At 45.4% G+C, this 21,553-nt stretch carries 21 protein-coding genes; 11 read left to right on the top strand and 10 right to left on the bottom strand.

Annotated elements, in window-relative coordinates; all coding sequences use genetic code 11:
* Positions 1–260 precede the first annotated feature (260 nt).
* From hisB to hisF, 4 genes are all read left to right on the top strand, one after another.
* The gene (gene hisB / locus LU361_RS05725) at positions 261–854 is read left to right on the top strand and encodes an imidazoleglycerol-phosphate dehydratase HisB (RefSeq protein ID WP_233087853.1); all 594 of its coding nucleotides are present in this window, start codon (positions 261–263) and stop codon (positions 852–854) included.
* A gap of 80 nt (positions 855–934) precedes the next feature.
* Positions 935–1,579 carry an imidazole glycerol phosphate synthase subunit HisH gene (hisH, locus tag LU361_RS05720; protein ID WP_350337993.1) on the top strand — a complete coding sequence of 215 codons (645 nt, stop codon included), beginning with the start codon at positions 935–937 and terminating at the stop codon, positions 1,577–1,579.
* A gap of 734 nt (positions 1,580–2,313) precedes the next feature.
* Complete coding sequence (locus LU361_RS05715; protein WP_233087852.1) at positions 2,314–3,222, top strand: sensor domain-containing diguanylate cyclase; 909 nt, start codon at positions 2,314–2,316, stop codon at positions 3,220–3,222.
* 139 nt (positions 3,223–3,361) lie between these two features.
* Positions 3,362–4,135 (top strand): imidazole glycerol phosphate synthase subunit HisF, encoded by a 774-nt coding sequence (gene hisF / locus LU361_RS05710; RefSeq protein ID WP_233087851.1) that lies wholly within the window; start codon positions 3,362–3,364, stop codon positions 4,133–4,135.
* Positions 4,136–4,455: 320 nt separating this feature from the next.
* Here hisF and LU361_RS05705 read toward each other — a convergent pair whose 3' ends face one another.
* From LU361_RS05705 to LU361_RS05690, 4 genes are all read right to left on the bottom strand, one after another.
* Positions 4,456–4,683, bottom strand: coding sequence for a DUF6316 family protein (locus tag LU361_RS05705; protein ID WP_233087850.1), 228 nt, complete (start codon positions 4,681–4,683; stop codon positions 4,456–4,458).
* 380 nt (positions 4,684–5,063) lie between these two features.
* Positions 5,064–5,855, bottom strand: a complete 792-nt coding sequence (locus LU361_RS05700) for a divergent polysaccharide deacetylase family protein (protein ID WP_233087849.1) — start codon at positions 5,853–5,855, stop codon at positions 5,064–5,066.
* 22 nt (positions 5,856–5,877) lie between these two features.
* Positions 5,878–7,191 (bottom strand): S41 family peptidase, encoded by a 1,314-nt coding sequence (locus tag LU361_RS05695; RefSeq protein WP_233087848.1) that lies wholly within the window; start codon positions 7,189–7,191, stop codon positions 5,878–5,880.
* Positions 7,192–7,397: 206 nt separating this feature from the next.
* Positions 7,398–8,627, bottom strand: coding sequence for a murein hydrolase activator EnvC family protein (locus tag LU361_RS05690; protein WP_233087847.1), 1,230 nt, complete (start codon positions 8,625–8,627; stop codon positions 7,398–7,400).
* Between the two features lie 113 nt (positions 8,628–8,740).
* Between LU361_RS05690 and LU361_RS05685 the strand changes: the two genes are divergently transcribed.
* From LU361_RS05685 to secB, 3 genes are all read left to right on the top strand, one after another.
* Complete coding sequence (locus LU361_RS05685; protein ID WP_233087846.1) at positions 8,741–9,148, top strand: rhodanese-like domain-containing protein; 408 nt, start codon at positions 8,741–8,743, stop codon at positions 9,146–9,148.
* Between the two features lie 12 nt (positions 9,149–9,160).
* On the top strand, positions 9,161–9,421 hold the full coding sequence (gene grxC / locus LU361_RS05680; protein ID WP_233087845.1) for a glutaredoxin 3: 261 nt from the start codon (positions 9,161–9,163) through the stop codon (positions 9,419–9,421).
* Positions 9,422–9,566: 145 nt separating this feature from the next.
* Positions 9,567–10,076 (top strand): protein-export chaperone SecB, encoded by a 510-nt coding sequence (gene secB, locus LU361_RS05675; protein ID WP_233087844.1) that lies wholly within the window; start codon positions 9,567–9,569, stop codon positions 10,074–10,076.
* 377 nt (positions 10,077–10,453) lie between these two features.
* Here secB and glnG read toward each other — a convergent pair whose 3' ends face one another.
* From glnG to glnA, 4 genes are all read right to left on the bottom strand, one after another.
* On the bottom strand, positions 10,454–11,899 hold the full coding sequence (gene glnG / locus LU361_RS05670) for a nitrogen regulation protein NR(I) (RefSeq protein WP_233087843.1): 1,446 nt from the start codon (positions 11,897–11,899) through the stop codon (positions 10,454–10,456).
* The gene (gene glnL, locus LU361_RS05665) at positions 11,883–12,959 is read right to left on the bottom strand and encodes a nitrogen regulation protein NR(II) (RefSeq protein WP_233087842.1); all 1,077 of its coding nucleotides are present in this window, start codon (positions 12,957–12,959) and stop codon (positions 11,883–11,885) included. Before glnL ends, glnG begins: the two co-directional genes overlap by 17 nt.
* A 147-nt stretch (positions 12,960–13,106) precedes the next feature.
* Positions 13,107–13,631 carry a DUF4124 domain-containing protein gene (locus LU361_RS05660; RefSeq protein ID WP_233087841.1) on the bottom strand — a complete coding sequence of 175 codons (525 nt, stop codon included), beginning with the start codon at positions 13,629–13,631 and terminating at the stop codon, positions 13,107–13,109.
* Between the two features lie 242 nt (positions 13,632–13,873).
* On the bottom strand, positions 13,874–15,280 hold the full coding sequence (gene glnA, locus LU361_RS05655) for a glutamate--ammonia ligase (RefSeq protein ID WP_233087840.1): 1,407 nt from the start codon (positions 15,278–15,280) through the stop codon (positions 13,874–13,876).
* Between the two features lie 405 nt (positions 15,281–15,685).
* Between glnA and thiI the strand changes: the two genes are divergently transcribed.
* Both thiI and LU361_RS05645 read left to right on the top strand, forming a co-directional pair.
* Positions 15,686–17,149, top strand: a complete 1,464-nt coding sequence (thiI, locus tag LU361_RS05650; protein ID WP_233087839.1) for a tRNA uracil 4-sulfurtransferase ThiI — start codon at positions 15,686–15,688, stop codon at positions 17,147–17,149.
* Between the two features lie 109 nt (positions 17,150–17,258).
* Complete coding sequence (locus LU361_RS05645) at positions 17,259–17,723, top strand: hypothetical protein (protein WP_233087838.1); 465 nt, start codon at positions 17,259–17,261, stop codon at positions 17,721–17,723.
* Between the two features lie 2 nt (positions 17,724–17,725).
* Here the strand turns inward: LU361_RS05645 and LU361_RS05640 are convergent, their stop codons facing one another.
* Together LU361_RS05640 and LU361_RS05635 are read right to left on the bottom strand one after the other, a co-directional pair.
* Positions 17,726–19,249, bottom strand: coding sequence for a YifB family Mg chelatase-like AAA ATPase (locus LU361_RS05640; protein WP_233087837.1), 1,524 nt, complete (start codon positions 19,247–19,249; stop codon positions 17,726–17,728).
* A gap of 131 nt (positions 19,250–19,380) precedes the next feature.
* Positions 19,381–19,620, bottom strand: coding sequence for an accessory factor UbiK family protein (locus LU361_RS05635; RefSeq protein WP_233087836.1), 240 nt, complete (start codon positions 19,618–19,620; stop codon positions 19,381–19,383).
* A gap of 643 nt (positions 19,621–20,263) precedes the next feature.
* On the opposite strand from LU361_RS05635, the gene LU361_RS05630 reads away from it, so the two are divergent.
* Positions 20,264–20,944, top strand: coding sequence for a TorF family putative porin (locus tag LU361_RS05630; RefSeq protein WP_233087835.1), 681 nt, complete (start codon positions 20,264–20,266; stop codon positions 20,942–20,944).
* Between the two features lie 217 nt (positions 20,945–21,161).
* Positions 21,162–21,500 carry a P-II family nitrogen regulator gene (gene glnK / locus LU361_RS05625; RefSeq protein WP_233087834.1) on the top strand — a complete coding sequence of 113 codons (339 nt, stop codon included), beginning with the start codon at positions 21,162–21,164 and terminating at the stop codon, positions 21,498–21,500.
* Positions 21,501–21,553 lie beyond the last annotated feature (53 nt).

The following is a 21,553-nucleotide window of genomic DNA, read 5'->3' as shown; positions in this document are numbered from 1 at the left end:
GCTTAATGAACGGCAGGCTCTAGGGCCTGCTATCGCTCGTATTCACGCTCATCCAGCCAATTTCTTTGTGGCTAATTCGGTTGTATTAAACGCTTGAGTCAGAAATTTAATATTGCCAATACGAGTAGGCTTTTTGCCTATCGTGTGTGAAAAACCGCGTTCGCGTTAACCCTTAAATTGTTAAGTTCCTGCCAATGCTAGCGCCAAAGCGCTAGCCGCTTTATAATCCGCGATCTTTTTTTGAGTGCGGAGAGTCTTCTATGACTGCGCGAACAGCCACGGTCAGCCGAGATACACTGGAAACGCAAATTCGTGTTTCTTTAGATTTGGACGGTACCGGTAAAAGTCAATTTGATACAGGCGTTCCTTTTTTGGAGCATATGATGGATCAAATTGCTCGGCATGGATTGATTGATCTGGATGTGTATTGCAAAGGCGATACTCACATTGACGATCACCATACGGTTGAAGATATTGGTATCACCATTGGTCAAGCTATGGCGAAAGCAGTGGGTTCAAAGAAAGGTATTCGCCGCTACGGCCATGCCTATGTTCCGCTCGACGAAGCGCTGTCTCGGGTTGTGATTGATTTCTCCGGCAGACCGGGTTTGATTTTAAACATTCCGTTTACTCAAAAACGCGTCGGTACCTTTGATACTGAGCTTTTCTCTGAATTCTTCCACGGTTTTGTTAATCATGCTCAAGTGACCATGCATATTGATTGCTTGCGTGGCGATAACGCTCACCATCAAATTGAAACGGTATTTAAAGCGTTTGCGCGGGCGTTGCGAATGGCGTTGGAACCAGATCCGCGTCTTGGCGACCGTATGCCTTCGACCAAAGGGGCGCTTTAGCTCTAACTTCCCTAATTTTTAGTTGGTTGAATAACCGTTTGTTTAACAACCATTAGCTTAACAACCATAGGAAACTCGCTGTGAATACCATTGCAATATGTGATTACGGTATGGGTAATTTACATTCTGTCGCCAGTGCGATCACTCAAGTGGCGCCAGATGCTGACGTGCATATCACAGCGGACGCAGAACTTATTGAGCGCGCAACGCGAGTGATTTTTCCAGGCGTTGGCGCGGTTCGAGATTGCATGTCTGAAATTCAACGTCTCGGATTCGATACCATCGTTAAGCGTGCTATTGCCAGCGGTAAACCCGTATTGGGTATTTGTGTTGGCATGCAATTATTGTTTTCTAACAGCGAAGAAAATGGCGGGATCGACTGTATGGGAATAGTCGACGGTGTCGTTAAATATTTTGGCGATGACCTCGTTGATGCTCAGGGTGAAAAGTTAAAAGTACCGCACATGGGATGGAATAACGTTCGTCAATCCGTTGCTCACCCCTTATGGGAAAGCATTAACGATCAAGCGCAATTTTATTTTGTACACAGTTATTACTGCCAGCCAAAAAATAGCGATCTGTCTTCAGGCGTTTCTGAGTATGGCAGTGAATTTACCTCCGCAATTGCGAAAGATAATCTTTTTGCCACACAGTTCCACCCAGAAAAAAGTCACCGCGATGGTCTACAGTTGTTAGCAAATTTTTGTCGGTGGACTGGCGAGTAATTCAAGAATATTAATTCCTACTGTTTATAAATATTTTCTCGAATCTTGAATTTTTGCGAGACGTGCGATATTTCTTAAGGTTCGTGAACAGTTGTTACAAGCTAAAAGGCGATTCTTTTTTGAATGAATGATTTTTTTCTTGTTTTAAATAAGCATTAGTCAATACTTAAAAGCCTGTAATTGAGTGTAATTTTTATTTTTGAGTTTAAGAATCTAAAATTCAGCTGTGGACCAGTTACAGTTTAACGAAAGTAATTGTTCTAAATTCTTATAACTCTTATCTCTTTTTTTCGAATTAAATTCCAAATTTAGCAATAAAGACGGGAGTATTTCCTTAACTTTAACACTATGCTTATAAAATCAAAGATGATTTTATAAGTAATTACCATTCCAAATGGTAACATTGCGGTGGTCTAATAAGTGTTTGTTTTTATCTTAAGCTAAACCCGCGTTTAAGTGAGATAAGTAAGAATTTACATTTTATTATTCGAATTAATTCAGTGTATTTATTGGGATTAAGACTACGTTCACCGTTAAAATGAACAATTATATTTAATCTTAGGTTCCTAGAGTTATTAGAAAGGGTCTCGCTTAAAAATAACAAGAATAATATATAAGAATACGAATGCTTAAAGAAGGTGAAGCTACTAAAAGTGTTTCGGTATTGATTATTTTATACTTAGCGAATAAATATCTAGGAAAAATTAATCCGGTCTGGGGGAATGATGAAAGACGTGCATAGCACAATTGGTAGCGACGTAGTTATTTCTCCATTGGTGAAAAAATTTGAGACGCTATTGGATTTGTTCGATCACGATGATCGAGACTACTTTGCGCTCGTTGACCCAGATTATAATTTTTTGGCTTTAAACACGCTGTTTAAAACTTATCTTGAGGCCACCGTCGGTCAAGTCGAAGGTTCTAGCATTAAGAACTTTGTCGAAGAAGATGAATTTGTTGAGTATTTAGACCCTTCTCTTATCCGCTGTTTTTTAGGCGAAACTGTTAAATCCAATCACGCCGTTATCAATCATTTTTGTGCGAATGATCGTTTTTTTGATTTTAGTTGTTACCCAATAAAAAATGACGCCGGTGCTGTTGAGGCGGCAATGGTGATTTTTCACGATGTGACTCGCAATAAAGTCACTGAGCGCAAACTTCGACAGCTCGCTCATTTAGACCCTTTAACACAGCTGCCTAATTTACGATTTATTGATTTCCAATTGCGAAAAATTCAGGCGCAAAGTCTTCGTGACGGTTCTGGATTTAGTGTTGTGTTTATCGACTTTGACCGTTTTAAACAAGTCAATGATCAAAACGGTCACAGTGTTGGTGATCAGGTTCTGATTGAATTTGCTCGACGATTGCGTTCAAAACTGCGCGGCGGTGAGTACATCAGTCGTATTGGTGGCGATGAGTTCTTGGTGGTCATTCGTGAGGCGTTGGATGAAAACCAAAAAGTTGCTTTGGTTGATCGATTGCGCGCTGCGACCCGGTTGCCAATGAATGTGTCTGGCGGCAAAACGGTTGAGTTGGAAATCAGTATTGGTATTGCTGTGTGGCCGGTTGATGGTAATTCCCTAGAAGAGCTGAAAAACGTTGCTGATATGCGCATGTACGCCGATAAGCAGCATGTCGGTTAAGATCGTTCCTGTTACTCGATTTACCCTTATGGATTTTATGTCCTCACAATTCGTGCTTATTTCTCGATAAATTTCAAACTTCCCCAAACTTAGGTGTAAAATCCGGGCCTGATTACACAGAATTAAGAGCCCCGACCCTATGCCGCTTTCTAAACGAATTATCCCCTGTCTTGATGTTGATAACGGTCGCGTTGTCAAAGGTGTTCAGTTTGTAGATATACGCGATGCTGGCGATCCGGTGGAAGTGGCGAAACGCTACAATGAGCAGGGCGCAGATGAGATCACCTTCTTGGATATTACGGCAACCCACGAAGGCCGTGACACCACGATTCACATGGTCGAAAAGATCGCCTCCCAAGTATTTATTCCGCTTACCGTTGGCGGCGGTATTCGTACCACGGCGGATATTCGCGCGATGTTAAATGCCGGTGCCGATAAAGTCGGTATCAATTCTGCCGCAGTGAAAAACCCTGATTTTGTCCGTGAAGCTTCTGAGCGATTCGGAGCGCAATGTATTGTCGTTGCTATTGATGCGAAACGAGTCAGTGAACCCGGTGAGCCAGATCGCTGGGAGATCTTTACCCACGGCGGTCGCAAACCGACAGGTATCGACGCCTTGGAATGGTCAGAAAAAATGGTGGCAAATGGAGCCGGTGAAATCTTGCTGACTAGCATGGATCGAGACGGCACAAAAAACGGTTTTGATTTGCCGTTAGTTAAAGCGATGAGTGAGCGAGTGAATGTACCAATCATTGCCTCTGGCGGTGTTGGTAATCTGCAGCATTTGGTTGATGGAATTAAAGTCGGTAAGGCAGATGCCGTGTTGGCGGCCAGTATTTTTCATTTTGGAGAATACACCGTCCAGCAAGCAAAAGAATTTATGCAAGAGCAAGGTGTGGATGTAAGAATCTAACCTTATTTTGCGATAAATTTTAAGGTCAAACTATTTGTTGATAGTTTTTATTGAGAAAAATTAGCCATCAATAAATTAGTAAAGTTATTCAGATTTTTCTTAAAACTTATTTGCGTTTTAAAAAGGTTTTTTAAAACAGTGAAGCAAATTCAAATGTTAAATTTTTTTGAATGCAAATAACTTGCGTTTAATTGAAGGAAGGAAAGTTTGAATATTGTTGTTTGAGGAAGGAATGTTGCAGTTCAATATAAATAATATGTAATGCTAGTAATCATATTATTTATATTGAATGTTCGCCTGTTAAATAAGTTTTGAAAAACTTAGGCGACTTTTTTGCCCGAGTAATGAGACAAGGTTTCCGCAGAATGTGGATCGTCAGCTAAGAACCCAACAAAATCTTCAACACCGCGAGCGGCATCAGCTTCTGTATCAAAAGGTCCGATATCAATACCTTCACGAGTGCGGTAATAGAAATAGCCTTGTTTTACGAAAATTCTCTCACTACGGCCGGGAATAGGTCCCTGTTCGCCTGGACGATGATTGGTCATTGTTAAACCCTCATAGAAATTGCAAATACATATAAAAGCGTTCTCTTTGGGCGAGCCGGGTAGAAAACGACTGTGTGAGTAAGTCGAATTCAAATAACGCCTGAAGTCCTTAAATAAGTTTTATTTCATATAAAGTGCTGGCCTGTGCGCTTTACTGAAAACCTACTACGTTTTGTAAACTGCCCTGTTAAGTAAAAACTATAGCATAGCTGGTTGTGGATAAAAAATCACCAGTGGCGATGAGCGATAGAGCTTAAGTGAAGAAGTTGCTACCAACGGTAGCGATTTTCACTATTTTTATTCCATTTTGCTCTGCTTAGATAGCTTTATAATTCATTGTAAAATGTATCTATGTGTTTAATAAATAAATTTTTTACAATTTATTCCAAATTATTTGATGCGTACTTAACTTTAATCCAACTATCGAGTTGAGATGGGCTTCTGATCTCAATGTTGTGCGCAGCTTGAGAATTCAGAAAGCCTTTTAAAGCAGTTATTGTTTCATCATAAGGATGGCCAATACCAAAAGCGATTCCCTTCTCTTTTGCTTTCTTGACCAGCTTATTAAGCTGTTTGTTGATTGCCGAAACGTCTCTTTGGTTGTCCAAAAATACATCTCTCTTCCAACTCGGCACCCGATAATGTAGTGCCGTGTGCCAGGCGATACTCTCAGCGGTTGTTCGGCTATCGATGAAATAGAGGTCTCTTTTTTTAAGCTCTTGCATCACCCAGCTCATGGCGATGACATTGCGGGTCAGTGCGCTACCCATGTGATTATTGATGCCCGATACATTGGGAATGTCATTGATTTGCTGATTCAGCAGTCGGACAAATCGCGCTTTATCCATATCGAGGGTGAGGCCATCCGGTGGGCTTGTGTGATTGAGTGGGGCCATCGGTGAGTGCAATATCACTTCTTTGCCCTGGTTGTGGGCTAGGTGGGCAATGGTTTTTCCGTGTGGGCTAAAAGGTAAAATCGATAGCGTAATTTGCCCGTTGAGATCGATTAGCTCTCGACCTTTTCTGAGGTTGTGGCCGACGTCGTCAATGATAATGACGATAACGGGTTTGGTAGCGGTGGATGGGTTGTCTGTAGCGGCGAAAGATTGCGAGAGGAATAAAGAACAACATATGAGCGTGAACAACACGCCCACTGTTTTAATAGCTTTCACTGGCAGTATCAGTTATCGATGATTAGCTTTCAGACTTTACCCAGTGACCGGTTGCTTGGGTCCTGTTGTTGAAAATCGTTAAGCCTTTCAGGAGGTTCACGGCTTCAAATAATTGATTGTCGCGTTCGGCTAAGGTGGTTTCGGGCGCATTTTCTAAACGAGATTCCGAATCGCTCTCTTCGCCGCCGTTGGCGTTATCTAAATGACCTCTCAAGTCTGCTTCGGTAAAGGTTTCTTGGCGTAGAGAGGTGATTTTCGCGCGTTCAACTTTGATGTCGGGAACAATGCCTTGAGCCTGAATGGAGCGGCCATTGGGCGTGAAGTAAAGCGCGGTGGTGAGCTTAATGGCGCGATCATCCGTGATTGGGAGAACGGTCTGTACCGAACCTTTACCAAAACTGTCGGTACCCATAATGATGGCTCGGCTGTGATCTTGAAGCGCTCCGGCAACAATTTCTGATGCCGACGCAGAGCCCGAGTTGATCAAAACAATCAGCGGTAGGCCGTTTATCTTGTCGCCGGGTTTGGCGCTGTACTCAATGTCGGCGTTATCGATTCGGCCTTTGGTGTAAACCACTAATCCTTCTTCAAGGAAGGCATCGGCAACCTGAACGGATGCTTGCAGTATGCCGCCAGGGTTGTTGCGTAAGTCTAAGATTAGGCCTTCTAATTCTTCTTCGTTGTCTTTGAGTTTGGCAATTTCAGACAAAACGTCATCGCCAGTGCTGACTTGGAACTGGGCGATTCTAAGGTAGCCAATGCCTGGTTCGATCATGCGCGAGCGAACACTGCGAACCTTGACGGTGTCACGAGTGAGGGTGACATCAAAAGGTTGATCTACGGTTTCGCGAATAACAGAAATGATGACGTCGGTACCAATCGGCCCGCGCATTAATTCAATGGCTTCATTTAAGCTCAAGCCTTTAACGGGTTTATCGTCGATGGCGATGATTAAGTCCCCAGATTCGATACCTGCGCGTGAGGCCGGAGTGTCATCGATGGGGGAGATCACTTTGACAAATCCGCGCTCCATACCCACTTCAATTCCAAGACCGCCGTATTCGCCGGTAGTGTTGACTTGCAGGTCATCGAACGAGCTGGCGTCTAAATAGGTGGAGTGAGGATCTAATTCGGAGAGCATGCCTTTAATGGCGTATTCCAGCAGTTCTTTGTCACTGATTTCTTCAACGTAGGCGTTGCGAATGTGCGAATAGACGCGTGTGAAGGTGCGCAAATCATCTAGAGGCAATTGAGCTTGAGGCTCCGTTTGCTCTTCCTGTGCCCAGGCGGTTGCAGCAAAAGCGAGGAGTGCGCAAGGCAAAATTCGGAAGTTCATGGTCGTCTCCTAAAGGTCAAAATCGTCCTAGAAAACACGTGTTCTAGGCGTTCCCCGATGAATTTCAATGATTAACTGTTGATGATTTTGGGTTTAAAAACAAGATCTCAACGGATATTTGTACTTTGATTGTTTATTAAAGCAATAGTGCAATTATATTTCTTGCTAATTGCTTACCTGCGTGTGAGCGGTATGGATCACTGTTATCAGCCGCGACACCATTTGGCAGGATTGAGCGGTTTCCCGTCTTCTCGAATCTCAAAGTATAAGCCAGGTTCCGAACGCCCGCCGGTACTTCCTGCTAAAGCGATGACTTCATTTTTGTTGACCCAGTCGCCCACCTCTTTAAAAAGTGTTTCATTGTGACCGTATAAGCTGAGATAGCCGTCGCCGTGGTCGACAATTAATAACATTCCCTGGCCTTTCAGCCAGTCGGAGAAGACCACTCTTCCGCCGTGTACCGCGCTAACTTCTGCGCCGCGTTTTGTGGTGATCAGTACGCCGTCCCAAGTCAATCGGCCGGCGGCTTTCGCAGAGGCAAATCGGTGTTTGATTTTGCCTTTTACCGGCCACTTTAGTTTTCCCCGTTGATGATTGAATGGGTTGTGGTCTTCAGGGGTTGGAATCGCCAGAATCACTTGTGCAACCTCTTTGATGAGTTGCTCGAGATCCGCTTGTTCTTGGGTTAACGAAGAGAGCTGTTTTCCTTGTTGCTGCAGTTGTTGGTTTAATCGAGCCAGGGTTTGCTTGCGTTTAGCGTTTGCCGCCTCTAACGCGTTGCGTTGCTGTTCCAGGTTTTGTTTTTGGCGAGCAAAGCGTTCTGTTTTTGTCGTGATTTCCCGATCCAGTGCGGTGAGCTTTTCGAGAATGGCTTGATATTCAGCGATCCGATCGGTGCGCGCATTTACGATGTATTCGTGATACTTCACCATTCGCGCGGATAGCTCGGTATCTTCCTGATTTAGCAGGGTTTTTAGGTTGCTTTGGTGGCCGAGCTTGTAGGCAGAAACAATGTGCTGGCGAATTGATACTGCCTGCTCATTCTTATTCTGGTTTACCTGATTGCGCTGCTGGCGTAGCAGCGCTAGTTGCTTTTTTTGGTGGTCGAGCTCCTTTTCGATGGAGTCCGCTTTTTTACTCAAACTGCCGATGTCTTTTTCGTTGGATTCAAGTTCGTCGACCAGCTCGTTTTTTGAATCTCGCACCTGACCAATTTCTTTCTTTACTTGCTCAATAATGACTCTAAGTTCGTCCAGTTTTGCCTGGTAATCTTCATCACTGCTTGCGGTTTGGGCGTAACAGTGAGTGCAAAAGATTAATCCGATAGCTAATAAAAGCACATTGCGAGACATGGTTAATACAGCGCCTAAGTGATCGATGTTTCCGGTTGATGGGAGCTGAGGCAGGGTTTTGGTTTTCTCCTCGGCCCTTCGCATTATATGTTCATAGTGTATACTTGCCGCCCATTATTCGAGTGCCAGATGTAAAAATTGTGGCGTTCTTCCTCGTTTTGTTAATTTTTGAATTTTTGTTTCGGTAAGGTGTCTTTGTGGATATATTGGTGTTCGCTTCTGAGCAGTGGATATTAGTCACTGTATTGGTCAGTTTGATCATGCTGTATTTTTGGAATGAAAAACGCAGGAGTGGTCAGTCAATATCAACTCACGAAGCCACTCGTTTGATTAACAGCGATACAGCGGTGTTGATTGATATCCGAGAGGCGAATGAGTTTAAAACAGGGCATATCGCTAACGCGATTAATATGCCTTACACAAAGATGAAAAACAATTTATCTCAGTTTGATGTCCAACCGGACAAGACCGTTATTTTGGTAGATAAGCTAGGCACCCACACCGCTGCTATTGGACGCGAATTGGTTAAAGCAGGACGCCAAGTTTGCCGGCTCGAGGGCGGGATGAGTGAATGGCAAAATCAGAAATTACCAGTTGTGAAGTAATTTGGAGGAATTATGCCTAACATTGTGATCTACACGACCCGTTTTTGTCCTTTTTGTATTCGCGCAAAGCACTTGTTGAAAAACAAAGGGCTTGAATACAAAGAGATCCCTGTTGATAACAACAACAAGTTACGCAGAGAGATGACTAAGAAAGCTGGCCGCACCAGTGTTCCACAAATCTGGATTGGCGACCGTCACGTCGGTGGCTGTGACGACCTGTATTACGCCGATTCTACCGGCGAGCTCGATACTCTCGTTGCGCAAGTTAGCTAGTCTTCTTTGCGGATCAAATTAGGGTTGAAATGCTGCTAAATACCCTCATATCCTTCGCGAAGGAAGATTTTTAGTAATCGCTGGACACATGGATATTATCGTTCGGGTGTCTTTTAGTTTTAATTCTAGAATATAAGGCAGTAACATGGCTGAAGAACACGCAGCAGGGCAAGCCGCTTCAGAGGGCTCTGAGCAAAAAGTACAATTTGCAATCCAGCGAATTTACATCAAAGATTTATCGTTTGAAGCACCGATGGGTGCACAGGCTTTCCGCAAGCAGTGGAAACCTGCGATCAACCAAGAGTTGAACACCAAAACCACTAAAATTGATGAAAACCTATACGAAGTTATCTTGACTCTAACGGTTACCGTTAAGATCGAAGAAGAAACTGCGTTCTTGGTTGAAGTTCAGCAAGGTGGTGCATTTACTGTTGCCGGTCTAGAAGGCCAACAGTTGGCGCACGCGTTGAACACAGCGTGTCCACAAATCTTGTTCCCATACGCTCGCGAAGCGATTGACGGTGTTGTAACTAAGGGAAGTTTCCCTGCGTTGATGTTGCCACCAGTTAACTTCGATGCCTTATTCGCGCAAGCTGTTGCTCAAGCACAGCAAAACGCGGAAGCAAAAGGCCAGGAAGATCCAGCCGTTAACTAAGGCTTGGTTTTCTGTGTAAGCACTGAGTAGAAGTTACCAATGTAGAATTGGTTTTACTCAGTGCTTTAGTTTCCCCTTTCTATACTTTTTTACTTCTCGCTTTTCTTTTCTATATAGATTCCCCAGCTCCTTTCTGCTGTTAGCTTCAGCTTATTTTTCTTCCTCTTCTACTCACATTCTGTTTTTTAGTTTTTGTCGAAGTGCGTGCTGCGACAGGTTTGTTGGGTATTTCTGCGCGTTGCTGGCTAATCTGAGCGATGCAGTTATCGGAGTTGAGAGTGAGGAAATTTGGTGGTTGTTGGAATCAACAAGTGTCATGAAAGATAGAAATCGAAGTGTCGTGTGATCGAGGGACTTCGATTTCCAACGATAGGATTTTATTCTTCTGGCGCTTCTTCGCCGGACTCAACCATGCCCAATTCTTTGAGCTTTCGAGTCAGCGTGTTTCGGCCCCAGCCGAGCAAATTTGCTGCATCTCGTTTTCTTCCCGCAGTGTGCTTCAAAGCAGTCTCGATCAAAGCTCGTTCAAAGATCGGCACGGCTTCAGAAAGAATATCGGATTGACCGCGAGCGAGCGCTTGGTCGGCCCAGTGGCGTAAGGCTTTGTTCCAGTCGCCAGATGGCTCAACTTCGTGGCTTTGATCCATCAGCTCCGGCGGCAAGTCTTGAACGTGAACCTCTCGGCCAGAGGCCATGACCGTAATCCAACGACACGTGTTTTCCAATTGTCTGACGTTACCTGGCCAGGCGATATTACAGAGGTACTTTTCGGTCTCTGGCAATAAAACCTTCGGTTCGACACCAAGCTCGGATGCGGCTTTTTGGAAAAAGTGCTGAGACAGCTTCGGAATGTCTTCTCGGCGATCTGATAGTCTTGGAATGTGGATACGAATAACGTTTAAACGGTGGAATAAATCTTCACGGAAGCGATTTTCCGTTACCAAGGTTTCCAAATTCTGGTGCGTTGCGGCGATGATTCGAACGTCAACTTTCACCGGAGTGTGGCCGCCAACTCGATAGAATTCGCCGTCAGCTAGTACGCGAAGCAATCGTGTTTGCGTGTCTGACGGCATATCGCCGATTTCATCTAAAAACAGGGTGCCGCCGTTTGCTTGTTCAAATCGCCCTTGGCGTTGACCGCCAGCGCCTGTGAACGCGCCTTTTTCGTGACCAAACAGCTCGGATTCGATCAAATCTCGAGGAATAGCTGCCATGTTCAGTGCGATGAATGGTTGCTGTCTGCGCGGGCTGTGTTCGTGAAGCGCGCGGGCAACGAGTTCTTTACCCGTGCCGGATTCACCGTTGATCAATACGGTGATGTTTGATTGTGAGAGTCGACCAATGGCGCGAAACACTTCCTGCATAGCCGGTGCTTCACCGATGATATCGCCGTTGTTTTCGGCTTCTTCCACTGGGCTGGCAGCCTCGACAATCTGTTGTTCCTGCTCTTCGGCATGAGCCAGTGCTCGGCGAGTTACGGCGAGTGCTTCGTCGACATCAAAGGGCTTGGGAAGGTATTCGAATGCACCACTTTGATACGCAGCCACGGCGCTGTCCAAATCGGAATGCGCCGTCATGATGATGATGGGCAGATTTGGGTATTTGATGTGTAGGTTTTCCAAAAGCGCCAAACCATCAATGCCCGGCATGCGAATATCGCTCAAAATGGCATCGGGTGCTTTGCCGCTTGAGACGGCACTAAGTGCTTGGTCACCGGATTCGTAACAAGTGGTCTCAATGCCCGCTTGTTGTAGTGACTTTTCCAGTACCCAACGGATTGATTTGTCGTCATCAATAATCCAGACGCTATTTGGTTTCTGCATTGTGCATTTCCATCGGTAAATATATCGAAAAATTTGTGCTGCCTGGTCGGCTTTCGCATTCCACCAAGCCGTTGTGTTGGTTGATCAGTTGTTGGGAAATGGAAAGCCCAAGTCCCGTGCCTTCGGCGCGCCCGGAAATCATCGGATAAAAGATATCCTCGATTAGATTCGGCGGAATTCCAGGTCCGTTATCAACGATGTCAATTCGGCAAACGAGAGAATGGTTTTCTCTGCCGATCGTAAACTGTCGTTGTATGCGTGTGCGCACCATGATTTCCGGCGATGCTGTTTTCGCTTCGGTTAGCGCCTGCATCGCATTTCTCATGATGTTCAAGATCGCCTGAATGAGCAGTTCTCTGTCCCCCTGCAATACAGGAATACTGGGGTCGTAATCGCGTTTGAGTTCAACCAGTCCTTTGCTCTCAGCGCTGATTAGTGTGGACACTCGCTCTAAAACTTCGTGAATATTGATGTCGGCCCAATTGGGCAACTGCCGAGGGCCGAGCATGCGGTCGACAAGGTTTCTGAGGCGATCGGCTTCGTCAATGATGACATCGGTGTACTCGCTCAAAGATAACTCGGGCAGTTCGCGCGCGAGTAATTGCGCGGCGCCTCGAATACCTCCGAGTGGGTTTTTGATTTCGTGGGCTAAGCCGCGAATCAAATTTTTGGTGGTTTCTTGCGCAGATACCACGGCTTCTTCTCGACTGATGCGCAATAACCGGTCCAGTGGTTGAATCTCTACTGCCATGTTTTCGTGGTCAGCCAGTGGCGTGACTGTGTAGTCCACCGTCAACTGCTGATTGTTGTGCAGTTGCCATTTGGCGCGGCGCTTGGTGTATAGATGTTGATGTTTCGCCGCTTCTTGCATCGCGGTGATTGCAGCTTCAGATTCGGCAAAATAATTGTTGATGCTGGTGCCGATAACCCGAGCGCCCGAAATGGCAAGCAAAGCCTCTGCTGTCGGATTGAGGTAGCAGATCTCTAGCTTGTTGGTAACGACGACGATAGCGGTGCTAAGGCTGTCGAGTAATTGTTTGTAATTCGGTTCGAGGGTCATTCTTGGTGAGCACTTTCAATCAATTGAATTTAGAAATAGCAAAATTCGAACCATTCGAGTGCACGTAAAGACCAGCTTTACCGGGTTTTCACACCCGATATAGAGGCATTTATGAGTTGCCCTATCCGCCCTGATTTTGAAAATGCACTATCTTGAGACAGTGGGGCGAATAACATGAACAGTTATGCTATTTGATGATGCAACCGTTTTCCCTTCAAGCTTAGCTTTGATGGCTATATTGTGGCTGCCTCGAAGCGGGTGGTTGATGACAAAAGAGGGTGCGCTGGAGGTTTGTTGCTCGTTGCCGTCGTAAACCAAGGTGTAGGTGAGCGCTGTTGTCGGTTGTGGCTTGATGGAAGCTTGAATGGAAAAGCTGAGTTGGCCGGGAGGTATGGCGGTATCGTTTGCGGGTTCGGAAATGGTCAATTTGTATTTAACAGGCTTTTCTTCTGTGTCTCCGGGAAATAGCCTCGGCGCGACTTCGCCATCAATGGGAATTTGGCTGTTGATAGTAGGCAGTTCAACGACTTTCGAGTTTTTGCTTGGGCTGTCGCTGTAAGTGACATTGCCATGTTCATCAACGGATTTGTAGATTTCCTGAGCGAAGACAAGCGGATTGAATGGCAAGCTCAACGAGATCAAGAGGAGTAGTTGAGTGTGATATCTGTTCATAAAGACCTCTAGATGAGTAATCCGAAGGTTTGAATTTCTGATTTGATGTTATCAAGCAGTTTTTATAGTAGCTCGTTCGATGCGGTGAGTCTTTGGTTTTCGTCAGGTTTGGGGAAGGTTCTACAGGGAGTTTGCGGTTCGATCTAGTTTGGTGTTCGACATGGTGTGGCGTGAGTGAGGCCAAAAAAAGAAAACCCCAGCTAGGCTGGGGTTTTCGGTGTCATGCACTTGGTAAGAAGTGATTACACGCTGTAGTACATTGAGAATTCTACTGGGTGAGTAGTCATGTTCAATGTTTCAACTTCTTCGTTCTTAAGATCAATGTAAGCGTCGATCATGTCGTCGTCGAATACACCGCCTTCTTTCAAGAACTCACGGTCTGCATCAAGAGACGCTAGTGCTTCTTCAAGAGATGCACAAACCGTTGGGTACTCAGAAAGCTCTTCAGCAGGTAGGTCGTAAAGATCTTTATCTGCAGAATCTCCTGGGTGAATCTTGTTCTTAACACCGTCAAGACCAGCCATTAGCAATGCAGCGAATGCCAAGTATGGGTTCGCAGTTGCGTCTGGGAAGCGAGTTTCAATACGCTTGCCTTTAGCAGAAGCAACGTAAGGAATACGGATAGAAGCAGAACGGTTGCGAGCAGAGTAAGCCAAGATGACTGGTGCTTCGAAGCCTGGAACCAAACGCTTGTAAGAGTTGGTAGATGCGTTACAGAAAGCATTCAATGCTTTAGCGTGCTTAATGATACCGCCGATGTAGTAAAGAGCAGTTTCAGAAAGTCCAGCGTAAGCATCACCAGCGAATTGGTTAACACCGTCTTTTACGAAAGATTGGTGAACGTGCATGCCGTTACCGTTGTCGCCAACAAGTGGCTTCGGCATGAAGGTCGCGGTTTTGCCGTAAGCGTGAGCTACGTTGTGAACAGCGTACTTAAGAATTTGAACTTCGTCCGCTTTCTTAGTTAGGGTGTTTGCGCCAACACCGATTTCACACTGACCAGCAGTACCCACTTCGTGGTGGTGTACTTCAATTTCTAGGCCCATTGCTTCCATTGCGTTACACATGGCAGCACGAACGTCGTGAAGAGAATCAACTGGAGGTACTGGGAAGTAACCACCTTTAACGCCTGGGCGGTGACCCATGTTGCCGTCGATCATATCGTTGCCTGAAGACCAAGCAGCTTCTTCTGAATCGATTTTGTAGAACGCGCCAGAGATGTCTGCGCCCCACTTGATGTCGTCAAAAACGAAGAATTCTGGTTCTGGGCCAAAGAAAGCAGCGTCGCCAAAACCGGTAGATTGTAGGTAAGCTTCAGCGCGTTCTGCGATAGAGCGAGGGTCGCGGTTGTAGCCTTCACCTGTAGTAGGTTCAACGATTGAACAACGCAAGATAACGGTAGATTCATCAGTGAACGGGTCAAGGAAACTGGTGCTGTCATCTGGCATTAAGATCATGTCAGATTCGTTAATGCCTTTCCAGCCAGCGATTGAGGAGCCGTCAAACATTTTTCCGTCAGAGAAGAAGTTATCATCAACTTCGCTTGTAGGAATAGTTACGTGTTGCTCTTTACCTTTGGTATCGGTGAAGCGTAGGTCAACCCACTTAACTTCGTTTTCTTTTATCAAATTCAGAGTCTGCTCTGACATGTTTCCTCCAAAATGGCTGTGCCAGAATAAGGTTATTAGGGATTAAGCGCTTTTATAGCGCCTTCTACCCAATGCTGATGTAGGTGATCTGCCCCTTGGCGTGCACAAAGCCAACAGACAAGTGTTGGGTGCATCATAAGTGAGCAAGTTGTATGCCACTACCTTTTGGGCCCCTGTGTTTTATAATACCCTCCGCTAACCGCAGACCTTGCGTCACTTGGATTTGTAATATAAAACACGAGGGTGGTCGCTTTTGGTGCAGGCGCATCTTTTTGGTGCACTAACTGCAGGCATTCAGCGAGCTGCATATGCTACCTTGGATAAGGCGATCTTGGAATGTGTGAAAATCAATTCGCTGGCTTATAATTGACAATTTTGTTGAATAACCCCATTTTTGGTCTCTTCATGCATTTTATCGTTAAGCTCTTCCCAGAAATCACCATCAAAAGTGCGCCGGTGCGCAAGCGCTTTACTCGTCAGTTGCAAAATAATTTGCGTTCACTGCTCAAACCTTTGGATGCCACCGTCAAGGTGATTCGAGATTGGGAAAAAATTGATGTGGTGTCTGAAAATGATGATGAGCAAGTCATCGCCAAAGCGAAGGATATTCTGTCCTGCACGCCCGGTGTGGCTTTTTTCTATGAGGTATCCGCTTTTACCTACGAGGATATGCACGATATCTACGAAAAAACCGCGTCGATTTGGTTGGATGCGCTTGAGGGTAAGACTTTCTGTGTTCGAGTGAAGCGCAGCGGAGATCAGGAATTCAGTTCTATCGACGTTGAAAAGTATGTCGGCGGAGGTTTAAACCAGCACTCCAAAGCTCTTGGTGTGAAGTTAAAAGGCGCCGATGTTACCGTTAAGATGGAGATCAAAAACCAAAATCTTTATGTGGTTCGCGAGCAGATCGCGGGTCTCGGCGGATTTCCTTTGGGTACCCAAGATCCCGTGTTATCGCTGATCTCGGGCGGTTTCGATTCTACGGTGGCTAGTTATCTGACCATCAAAAGAGGGCTTAGAACGCATTTTTGCTTCTTTAGTTTGGGTGGGCGAGACCACGAAATTGGCTGTAAAGAAGTGGCTTATTATCTGTGGCACAAATTTGGTGCATCCCATCAGGTGAGGTTTGTCACGGTTCCCTTTGAAGAGGTTGTCGGGGAAATTCTGACAAAAGTATCCGACGCCAATATGGGTGTTATCTTAAAAAGAATGATGTTGCGAGCGGCGACCAAAGTTGCTGAGCATCAAGGCATTCAAGCACTAGTCACGGGTGAAGCCGTTGCGCAAGTATCCTCCCAGACCTTAACCAACTTATCTATTATCGATCGTGTGACTGACACTCTTGTAATGCGACCTCTGGTCACCATGGATAAGGGCGACATCATTGATATTTCCAGACAGATTGGCGCTGAAGAATTTGCCGCCAATATGCCGGAATATTGCGGGGTAATTTCCCGCAAGCCAACGACGCGGGCCAAGATAGATAAAGTTGAAAGCGAGGAACAGGGTTTCGATTTTAATATTCTTGAGCAAGCCATCGAAAAGGCCAAAGTGGAGCCAATACAGCAAGTAATGGCAGTGGCTGATGGTGATCTTGAGGTGGATGAGTTTACTTATTTACCCACCGATGCGGTGTTAATTGATATCCGCCACCCCGATGAAATTGAGGCTGCACCATTGCAACTGGGTGTTTCAGCCGAAACCCTAGAAATACCGTTTTACGCCTTACTCAAGCAGGCCGACGAGCTGCCCAAGCGTCAGTATCTTTTGTATTGTGATCAAGGGGTTATGAGTAAAATGCACGCCAGCCATTTACTCAATGGCGGCGTTGGCAACTTTGGTGTCTACCGCAAACCAAGCAAGTCGTAATTGTAGACCGTAAAAGGTCAGTTGATAGCTAACGAAATTATGCCTTGAGCCAGCGTAATTTCGTTAGGGCCGACCCGAGTATCGACTACACTTTTGATAAGGTGGTTCGTTGTCGGGGTTTATGTTGTCGATCTTTTCCAAGAATACTCGATCTCAAGTATTGATTGCTGTGCTGATGATTGTATTGGCGTTCATTTCTATTCTCCTGACAAAAACGTTTTTTAATCGTGCTGAGTCTCGGTCTGGCTCTGAGGCGCAATATCGAAACGTTACTATGACCGACGCCTATCTCAAGTGCGTTGATCGGGTCACTAATGAGTACGGAGATGAGTTGTATGCTTACGCAATGGATGATTTATCCACTCGTTATGATCAGCAACACCGACGATTCTTAGTTTTCATGAATATTGAGGTACTGAGCGGGCCACAAAAAGAATCGGAGTCCTCTTTTGTGTCGTGCCAAGTGTCTCAGTTGGGTTCGATCTCTAAGTTTGATATCAGTGTTGAGTCAGACGCCGACGGCGGGCGCTCTCGGCGATCTAAAGGCAACCCATTTGGTTTTGAGTTTAATTAGTCTTAGCCAGTCTGAGAGTGTGTCGGTTGTTTTTCTAGCTGCCGATAAGTCAACGCTTCCATAACGTGTTCTTTTTTAATGTCTTCACTTTGAGCAAGGTCGGCGATGGTTCTGGCGACCTTAATGGTTCGGTGGTAGGCCCGAGCTGATAACCCCAGTTTTTCTATGGCCCTTTCTAGCAGCAAGCTTTCGCTGTTTCCAAGCTTACAGATGTTATCCAGCTGCTTGCTGGAAAGATTGGCGTTGGTGCACCCTTGGCGTGTTTGCTGACGATCTCTGGCGGCAACAACCTTGGCGCGAACCTGCTCGCTGGTTTCTCCACCGCTCATATTTTTCAGTTCGCTGGGATTTATCATTCCTACAGCAACCTGCAGATCAATACGGTCGAGTATGGGCCCGGAAATTTTATTGCGATAACGACGTATTTGATCAGGAGTGCAGTGGCAGCGTTGGCTGTGCAAATAACCGCAGGGGCACGGGTTCATCGCAGCCAATAATTGGAATCTAGCGGGGTAGGCGACTTGTTGATTGGCTCTTGAAATATGTATCAAACCGGACTCTAACGGATCGCGCAAAACTTCCAGTGCCGAGCGGGGAAATTCTGCAAATTCATCCAAAAATAATATTCCATGATGGGACAGAGAGATCTCTCCAGGTTTGGGATGTATTCCGCCGCCAACAATGGCAGTTGCTGATGCTGTGTTGTGCGGTGAGCGAATAGGCGGCTCTCCCCAAGCGGGTCGTGTGGTTCCCGCTACCGAATATACAGAGGCAACGGCTAGAGATTCGGCATTGGTGAGTCTGGGCAGAATGGTCGGCATGCGTTTAGCCAATAGTGTTTTTCCGGTACCCGGCGGCCCAAAATACAATAAATTATGCTGACCTGCGGCGGCGATGGTTAATGCCCGTTTTGCTTGTTGCTGTCCTTTAACGTCGCTTAAATCTAATTGATTAAGGTTATGGCTGGAGTCATCGCTGTGATGTTGTGCGATGACTTGTGCTTTTGGCCATTCGATTGCGCCCTTTAGATGGGCGCAAACGTTTAATAAGTTGTCGAATGGAAAACAGTCTAAGTTCTCAACGAGCGCTGCTTCGGTTTGATTTTCCAGAGGAATATACAGAGTCCTCTGTTTTTGCTCGCAGTTAATCGCTGCGGGCAAAACGCCTTTAACAGGACGAATATCTCCTGATAGTGCCAACTCCCCCAAAAATTCAATATTGTTTAAGGATTCTGCTGGTATTTGATTGGAGGCTGCGAGAATGCCGAGAGCGATCGGTAGATCGTAACGCCCCCCTTCTTTTGGTAAGTCGGCCGGTGCTAGGTTGATGGTGATTCGGCGAGTGGGGAATTCAAAGTGACTGTTGATTAGAGCGCTTCTGACTCGCTCTTTTGATTCTCTGACGGCGGTTTCTGGCAGGCCGACAATATTTAGACTGGGCAACCCGCCGGATATGTGAACTTCAACGGATACCTCGGGCGCCTCAATACCTAATTGGGCGCGGGTTTTAACCACCGACAACGACATAAAACTCATCCTTAAGTGATAGCTCACAGTACCTGGGCTGGAGCCTGACGTACCTCACGTTTCGGAGAAGAATTTATCGCATTTTGAACAATCTGTCTAAAATTGACTATAGTGTGAACAATATGCTGACTTTAGTCGGTTTCTTTGCGTGCTTCTTTTTCTGACTCTAAAGAGGTAATCAGCGCTTCCATATCTTTTAAGCGCTGTTGGGTTTCATGCAGCACGCGAGTTTGGGCTTCAAACTCTTCTCGAGTCACTAATTGATTGTCTTTAATAATTTTTTGAACGAATAAATCAAACAAAGGGTTCGATTTTGGAAGCGGAAGTTCTTTCAGTGCCGAAGCGTTAAGGAGTTGTTCGAACGGGTTCATGTTGGTCTCTGGGGGCGAAATCTGTGCGAATTTTGTGGAATCGAATTTTAAAGGGTTTTATCCCAGAAATTAATTGTCTGGCCTCGTTTTTTGTTCGCGCTGGGTTTTGGTTTGGAGATTAGTCGGCCCATTGAGTGGGCAGATTCAGTTTTTGAGAACCGGTTTGCAGTACCAAAAACGCTCACCCTTTTGGTTTTATAACGGCTTATGAGCACTAATGGTGCGCAAAAAGTATTAGTTTTATACAGATTACAAAAGAGGAGGACAAAATATTTAGTTTCTTAGTAAAAAAAGTCAACTTTTAGTTCAGTATTTGAGCAAACTTTCTGTTTGCTGGGTTTTATTCGATTGCTTTCTAACTAAATCATGTTAATGAAAATTTTGAACGCTTTGTCTATAGTCAAGATGCACTGGAAAAGCACCTGAATGCTTGTTCTAGCACTAGTAAGATGCATGTGATTTTGATGGTTATCAGGTCTGGCAATTACTCGTGCTTATGTTTTTTATCGTAAGTGTTTGTATTTACATGAAAAACTGAATTTGGCATATCAAGTGCTAATCCCGTGAGCAGGTTGCTTTTCAACAGACCCAAAAAGGCAATCAAAATTAAAAGACAAAGAGCACTCTTTTGGAGATTCAACGAATGAAATTGGCAAAAAATTTGGTAGCTAGCGCTATCGCTGTTGCTGTTTTGGGTTCAACTACTGCAATGGCAGAAGTAAGCACTAATATTGGCGCATCAAGTGACTACGTATTCCGTGGCGTATCACAAACTGAGCACGGTGCTGCGATTTCTGGCGGCATTGACTATGAAGATGAAAGCGGTTTCTACGCTGGTACTTGGTTGTCAAACACCAGCTTCGGTAGTAACGAAATCGACCTATATCTAGGTTACGGCGGTGAAGCTGGAGACTTCGGTTACAGCATTGGTTACATCTACTACGCGTACCCAACTACCGACGATATCGATTACGGTGAGATTCTTCTCGACTTCAGCTATGACGCTTTAGTATTTGGTGTTTCTTACACGACTAATGGTGACGCGGACGAGCCTGCTACTTTTGTTGAAGGCGACGTTCACTACTACATCGGTGGTGGTTTCGACCTAGGTGATGACTGGAGTTTAGGTCTAACTTACGGTTACTACGACTTTGATTTCGACGGCGATGCTGCTGTAGGTGATGTTAGCTACGGTTACTTCCAAGTTGACTTAACTAAGTCATACGGTGACTGGGGCGATATCACAATTTCACTCAGTGACGCTGATGAGGAATCTGGTGAAGAGGATCCATTGACTTGGATTTCTTGGACCAAAGGTTTCTAAGAAATTTTTAGCCGCGCTAAGGCGCGGCTTCTCAACACTCAACCATAGAAGAGTTCTGAAAGTACTTCTTTGCTAGTTGATCACCCTATTTGCAAAAACTACAAAACCTAAGCACAGGGTTGGAAATCGTTTTCTTATTTGTTTGATTCTTTGCTTCAAAGGTCAGGCAAGTGATCGCAATCGCTGAATACACAAAGCACACAGTTAGGGGATAGGCATGAAATTAGTAACTGCTGTTATCAAGCCATTTAAGTTAGATGCCGTACGAGAAGCGCTCTCCGAGATGGGCGTTCAAGGTATAACCGTTACAGAAGTTAAAGGATTCGGTCGCCAGAAAGGTCACACCGAACTTTATCGTGGCGCTGAGTATGTCGTCGACTTTTTACCGAAAACCAAACTTGAGGTCGCAGTCGCTGATGATCAGCTTGAGGCCGTTGTCGAAGCCGTTAGTAAAGCGGCGCATAGCGGCAAGATTGGTGACGGCAAAATCTTCGTTGCTAACCTCGAACAAGTGATTCGAATTCGAACTGGTGAGTCTGGCGAAGACGCACTTTAAGCAGCTTTCTCGCTGTTATTTATACCTTTAAAACTAGATAAATTGGAGCTTTG

The sequence above is a fragment of the Sessilibacter corallicola genome (assembly GCF_021290925.1).
Taxonomy (GTDB): domain Bacteria; phylum Pseudomonadota; class Gammaproteobacteria; order Pseudomonadales; family Cellvibrionaceae; genus Sessilibacter; species Sessilibacter corallicola.
Note: the sequence above shows the minus strand (reverse complement) of the source record. Positions and strands in the feature narration are given on the sequence as shown.